This window comes from Hydrocoleum sp. CS-953 (assembly GCF_002260545.1).
Classification (GTDB): Bacteria; Cyanobacteriota; Cyanobacteriia; order Cyanobacteriales; family Microcoleaceae; genus Trichodesmium.
Window position 1 is genome coordinate 1 of the sequence record NZ_LGSU01001118.1, and the last position, 6,994, is coordinate 6,994.

At 33.9% G+C, this 6,994-nt stretch carries 1 protein-coding gene; it reads right to left on the reverse strand.

Annotated elements, in window-relative coordinates; all coding sequences use genetic code 11:
* Positions 1-1,044: 1,044 nt before the first annotated feature.
* Positions 1,045-6,276 (reverse strand): DNA polymerase III subunit alpha, encoded by a 5,232-nt coding sequence (gene dnaE / locus AFK68_RS36940; protein WP_094673838.1) that lies wholly within the window; start codon positions 6,274-6,276, stop codon positions 1,045-1,047.
* Positions 6,277-6,994: the final 718 nt, after the last annotated feature.

A 6,994-nucleotide genomic window follows, 5' to 3' on the forward strand; every position in this document is an offset into this window, starting at 1 on the left:
TAGCTGTTCAACAATTAATAATTAACTAATTATCTATTCTTATAAAGAAAAGGATTATCTCAAAGGATCTTTTTCTTTTTCCTTGATAAATGGATAGGCTTTATACATTTATTTTTCCGTAAACTTAAGGTACTCAATATAGCGTTTCTCAAGCTTATGAGTTACACCCATCTTTAATTTCTTTTCTATTCCTTATTCCTTATTCCCTATTCCCTATTCCCTGTTCTCTGTTCCCTGTTCCCTGTTCCCTAAAACCTGGAATTTTGTACCTCACCAGGATGGGAATTGCTGTATCAGGAATCAAGTTTTCCAAATCCTATTAGTTATGTGTAACATGATCTTAAATTATTAGCAAGTTCGTATTAAGTATAAAGGTGCAAAAAAACAGAAGTATTTCAATAATTAATAATTAAGAGTTGATAGTCAATTAATTATTCATTCAACAATTCAGGTTTGAAGCCTCCCCTTTTAAGGGGATAAATAAAAAAAAATCCTTTTAGTCAATACCCTTCTTTTAAGAAGGTGTAATTATTAATTATTAATTAGGGTTTGCGCTCAAAAGTCTTATGGGTGAGGGTAGGAGTCAGGAGTCGTAGGGGCGTTTTCCTGACGGAATGCTCCGCAAACATGTCGCTCCGCGAAACGGCCATGTGCTAACGCAAAGCTCCGCTTTATATGTCGCGCAGCAAAACGCCCGTACAGGAGTCAGGAGGAATGGGAATTCTAGAGGAGGCAGGAGGAAGAATAGTCCTTTGGTTTTTCTGCCATAATCTACCCAAAATGCTCACAATTTCTGCTTGATCAACCAAAAAGCTGGTACTTTTTCCAGACTTAAAATTGCTCAAACCTTTACCCGTCAATGCTTTAATATTTAATCAGCAAGCCCTAATTATTAATTATAATTCTTCATTGTTAATTGCTGAATGTTAGCTTTAGCGGTGCTAGATATATTTATGGAGCGCTAAAGTGCAACTACAAACAAAGACTTTTTTATCACTAATTATCCAATAGCGTAGATCCCCTGCAAGGATGACACGATATTAATTACCTAGAATCAATCGTTTCACAATTTAAAATTTTAGCCTCAAATTTTGCATCTTGAAGACGATTAATAGTTGTTTCCCCATCTTCTACCCAAAATTGCCGACCGAATTGTACTAACTTTTGTTCTTTATCATCAGATATTAATGCCCTTATTGCCACATTTGCTTTTTCCTCATTTCCAGAAGATTGTTCTTTCAAAATAGCTTTAATCTGTTCAAACAAGGAATCATCTTCTGGAATCTTATCTACTGGTAGTTGCAAGATAATTATTTGTGTTGGTTTAGCAGAATCATTTTCATTTATTAATAATTCAGCCTCTTTTTTCGGAGGATTTTTTTGAGTCTCTAATTGCTCTAATGGTTTTTCTTCTTCTGCAATAGGTTGATTAATTTTTATCTCTTTATCTCTTGAGTTAACATCTTTTTTGGGAGATTTTTTTTGATTATCTAATTGCTCTAATGGTTTTTCTTCTTCTGCAATAGGTTGATTAATTGTTATCTCTTTATCTCTTGAGTTAACATCTTTTTTAGGAGATTTTTTTTGACTTTCTAATTGCTCTACTGTTTTTTCTACTTCTGCAATATATTGATAATTTTTTCTCCCTTCATCTGTTGATTCATTTTGATAATTATCTAATTCTGTCTCTGCTTTTTTATGTTGTTCAACTGCATCTGCCATTACCTTTTCTAATGCTTCTGCACTATCTACTAATAACTGACTTTCATCATCCTTATTATCAACTTTTCCACTTAAGACTAAAAGAGCATTTTCTGTCAGTAATTTTTTAATTTCTTCATATATTTTTGGAAAAACTACCGCATCTACTTGCCCAGTCATATCTTCTACTTGTAAAAATGCCATAGGGTCGCCTTTTTTTGTAATATGATGTTTAATTCCAGCCAACATTACCACTAATTTTATAGCTGACTTAGATTTTTTTTCCGACATTTGAGCGATAGTAATAACATCCTTAATTTGATTTTGTTCATGTGCATATTTGAGAGGATGGTCGGATACATAAAATCCTAGAATTTCTTTTTCATACTGCAATTTTTCTTTGGCTGGAAAATCTGAAACGGATGAAGATTTAGGAGCAGAATCAAAAGCAGGCATTGTTGTTTCTGCCACATCAAATAAATTTAATTGCCCTATATCCCGGTCTTTATTTCTATCTTGTGCCCATTTCATTACACCTTCTAAATCTTTGATTAATTGGTGACGGTTTGGTTCAATTTTATCGAATGCTCCACATTTAATTAAAGATTCTAAAGTACGACTATTCAGAGCATTAAGATTAACTCGGTCACATAGATCGGCTAAAGACTTAAATTCTCCACTTTCTTTTCTTGCTTCTAAAATTGCTTCTATTGCTCCTTCTCCTACATTTTTTACTGCGGATAATCCAAATAAAATTTTATTTTGTGTATCTCCTGTAGCTACTTTTGGCAAGGGAGTAAAATCTACTTCTGACTTATTAATATTTGGCGGTTCGACTTCGATATTAAATTTCTGGCAATTAGCAATATATTTTTGTACTTTATCTTGGTCGCCACTATTAGCAGTTAGTAAGGCTGCCATATATTCGACTGGATAATTTGCTTTTAAATAGGCAGTTTGATAAGCTACATAAGCATAAGCTGTGGAATGGGATTTATTAAAACAATATTCAGCGAATTTAATCATCTGTTCAAACAAATCTTGTGCCACGGCAGAAGGAACTCCTCTTTGAGTCGCACCATCAATAAATATTTCTCGATGCTTTTCCATTTCCGAGACCTTCTTTTTACCCATTGCGCGGCGTAATAAATCTGCTTCTCCTAAAGAATATCCTGCTAAATCTTGAGCCATTTTCATAATTTGTTCTTGATAACAATTATGAACAACTACTCCTTCGGCTAGAAAATAAGGTGAGTTTTGGTCTTCCATTTCTAAATCGAAACATTCTGCTTTTCCTGCTTCTTCCACAGAAACAACATAGACCAGTCTTACATCTTGTAAATAAGTTTTTTCATAAATTTGACGATAAAATTCATCCCAATTTTCTAGCTTAGTCTTGTAATTAGAATCTGTCGGTCTAAATAAAACTGCTTTTTGGAGCGATCGCTTTACAGTTTTTCTGGTATAGTAATCTGTTTCTTTGATAGATTTTTCAAGATTTTCTGCTAGTTTTGCAGCTAAAACAGGCAAATAGTTTTCTTTTATTTCTGTGTATTTTTTATCTGGTATTTTTGGATATCCAATTATAGATGAAAATCTGGTTTTATCAATTACTCCAACATAATTTTCTTTTATATAATATGAAATTTTTAAGCTACCTAAAAGCTGTCCAATTTGTCTTAATAATTCAGAAGAAGAACTTCGATAATATACATTTCTCTCACCATAGCAGCCATCACTATCCCATAAACCATGCAATAAGTCTATTCTGTCTTGTTCTTTATAGTCTAAAATGTCTTCTGGTAAACGTTTATGAATAGATTTAACTTTCCAATTTTTACCATTATAAACTTGTTTCATAAACTCAGTTAACGGAGTTGGTTTTGGTTGAGTTTTAAATTTAGAGTAAGCATACCAACAACGAGTATGAAAGTAATATTTAGCAGTACCTCCCCAGGTTTTTTGAATTAAATTTGCAACCCAAATCGCAGCGTTTTCTGTTAAACAAGCAATATTTGGAGTTGAGGATACTAAGTTTCCATCACCTACAAGCAACCCAAGCAAGTAAGCTTCATTTTGCTTTAACTCTTTACTATTGCTGGAAACAGGCCATTTTTCATAAACTGCTGAACTGTAAATATGAGCATTTTTGAGACTTTGAGGTGCTGGTTTTAACTCGAAAGCAAATTTATCTCCCTCTGGGGTTAAAAAGCGATGATTTTTTCCTGCATAGATTACTTTTCCAGTAGATAGGGTAATTTTTAAGATTTCCTTAGTACCACTTTTCCATTGTTTAGCAACTCTAGCTGCCCAAGTATTGCTCCCATCAGAAGTTAAAATTACTTCTCCAGTCTTGATATTTTCAATTGTTTTTGTTGAACCATCTGGTTTATCTATTAAAGTTCCTTTAGACAAACAAAGAACTCCATAAGTTTCTTGCAAAATAGGCTCTAACTTTGGATCTTGATATTCAATTTTTTCCCGCCCATGTTTCCTGTCAATAAACTTAGGAATTAAACCAGCATCCAAAGGTCCGGGGCGATACAATGCCAAGATAGAAGAAATATCTTCAATAGAAGTAGGCTTCAATTTTTTCACAACATCTACCATCCCAGAAGATTCCAACTGAAATACTCCTTCCAAATCTCCAGACTTAATCAAGTCATAAGTCTTTTTTACATCATCTGGCATTTTCTTAATATTGCCTCTTGCCAAAATTTCCATTGCCTTTCTTTCATTAGCAGGCAACTCGTCTGGAACCAAAGGAATATGATGATTTGTTTCAATTAAGTCGGCAGTATTCTGGATAATAGTCAAATTTTTCAATCCCAAAAAATCCATCTTCAACAAACCCAAAGATTCTATATCTTCCATGTGATACTGAGTAATCACCGAGCCATCATTATTTCTTTGCAAAGGCACAATTTCATCCAGAGGTTCCTTAGAAATTACTACTCCTGCTGCGTGTACTCCAAAAGTTTTATTCGTCCCCTCAATTCTAATTGCCATATCTATCCATTGTCGGATAGAAATTGTCTTAACTTCTCCCCCTTCATTATCTTCAATTGGTGTTTCTTGATTCTCATAAGCTTCCTTAAATTCTGGGGAAGGAGTTTGATCAGAAGTCATCACTTTTAACTTAGCTGGTTTACCCCGTGCAACAGGAATTAACTTTGCCATTTTATTTGCTTCCCCAAATGAAACACCCAACACTCTCCCCACATCTTTTAATACTGCCTTAGATGTCATCCTGTTAAAAGTAATAATTTGAGCAACTCTCTCTTCCCCATACCGTTCAGTCACATAATCAATCATTACATCTCGGTTTTCAATACAGAAGTCTGTATCAATATCTGGCATTGACTTCCGTTCAGGATTCAAAAATCTTTCAAATAACAAGCCATGATGCACCGGATCTATATTAGTAATTCGCAAAGAATAAGCAACTAATGAACCAGCAGCACTTCCCCTACCTGGTCCGACAGGAATATTATTATCTCTGGCATGTTTTATATAATCCCAAACCACCAAAAAATATGTAGAGAAACCTTTATCTTGAAGAACTTTTAATTCAGTCTCCATCCGCTCTTTATAAACTGGCGAAATTTCACTTCTTTGTTTAAGTTTCAGTCTTTCTAATAATCCATCCCAGGAAAGTTGTTCTAGATAAGTATCGGCATTATGGTCTGGTGGAATAGGATAATCAGGAATTCTTGGCTCCCCTAAAATTCCTTCATATTTTTCAACTTTCTTTTCTACTTCTAATGTATTGGCAATTGCCTCTTCTATCACTTCATTTTTTAAGTGGTCTCTAAATAGTTGCTTCATCTCTTCAGCAGACTTTAAATATTCGGTGCCACTATACCGCATCCGCTTTTCTTCAGATATTAATTTTTGAGTGTTAATACACAACAAAGCGTCGTGTGCTTCTACATCTCGACAAGAAATAAAATGAGAGTCGTTTGTGGCTACTATTTTTATCTTTAATTTCTCAGCAATTTTGACAATTCCAGTATTTACTACCCTATCTTCTTGGAAACCATGGTCTTGAATTTCTAAATAATAATCTTCTCCAAATAAATCTTTGTACCACTTGGCTACTTTCTTAGCTTCCTCGTATTTTCCCTGCATAATATTTTGAGGTACTTCGCCTGCCAAACATCCGCTAGTTACTATCAGACCTTCGTGATATTTTTCCAACAATTCTTTATTAATACAAGGTCGAGCAAATATACCTTTTCCTTGAAAACCATGCAGGTGAGAAAGTGTTGTTAGTTTGACTAAATTTTTATAGCCTTGAGTATTTTTTGCTAATACGACCTGGTGAAATTTTTTCCCTCGTTGCTGTTTTTCAATATCTCCATTTATCACATACATTTCATTCCCAATTATGGGTTTAATTCCTTTATTTCTACACAGTTTAATTAATTGAATCGCCCCGTACATTACCCCGTGGTCTGTCAGAGCAATAGCTGGCATTCCTAGTTCTACCGCCCTATCTATTAATTGTGGTAATTGGGATGCTCCGTCTAATAGGCTATAGTCGCTATGAATATGTAGGCCAACAAATGACATTCTTTTTAGATTTTAGAATAAATATTTTAGATAGCACTATTTTATAAGGAAGAAGTAGGAAGGAAAAAAGAAGAAGGTTTATATTTAATTTTTGCTGGTGTTAGTTTGACTGAAAATCTTTACCTGTAAGCTTTTTAGGGTTTAATGAATCGCTTCATAATTTAAAATTATCATTTTTGCCAAATGTATTAGGAATTTAAACTGATTTTTGCAAAAAAAGTTGAAAGTAGCTCTTTATGGCCCAAAAATGGGGGATTTGGGTGCGAACGCGTTCTCATTGGCCATTTCTTATAAGTATTGATATATAAGAAATACAGGGTGGTTGCATTTAAAGAAATTTTAGTGTATTTTTGAAGTAATAGGCTCGCTCTGCGCAGGTGCTTATTAAAATGAAAAAGGAAATTAGTCAGTGGGAGTGCGATCGCGTTTGCGTAGCATTCCGTAGGAAAGCGGAACGGAGTTTTATCGCGCTTTCATTTGTTTCTTATAAAATAGTAAAGTGGAGTATTCTACTCCAACTGCAACAAAGTTAATAGTTATAAACTTGGTATTATGGAACAGATTGTCATTCAAACAGCAATAAAAAGCTTTATTCCACAGTTAGTTAAAGAGTCTTTTTCTTTATTAGGGAAAGTCACTAATGAAACTAAACGTCTATTTGATAAAAGTTTGGAGAAATATTTTATTAAACAGATACAGCGATACTCCTATATAAAAA

Excerpts from the sequence above, each read along its gene's own strand:
- dnaE (WP_094673838.1), bottom strand. The coding sequence starts at position 6,276 with ATGTCATTTGTTGGCCTACATATTCATAGCGACTATAGCCTATTAGAC.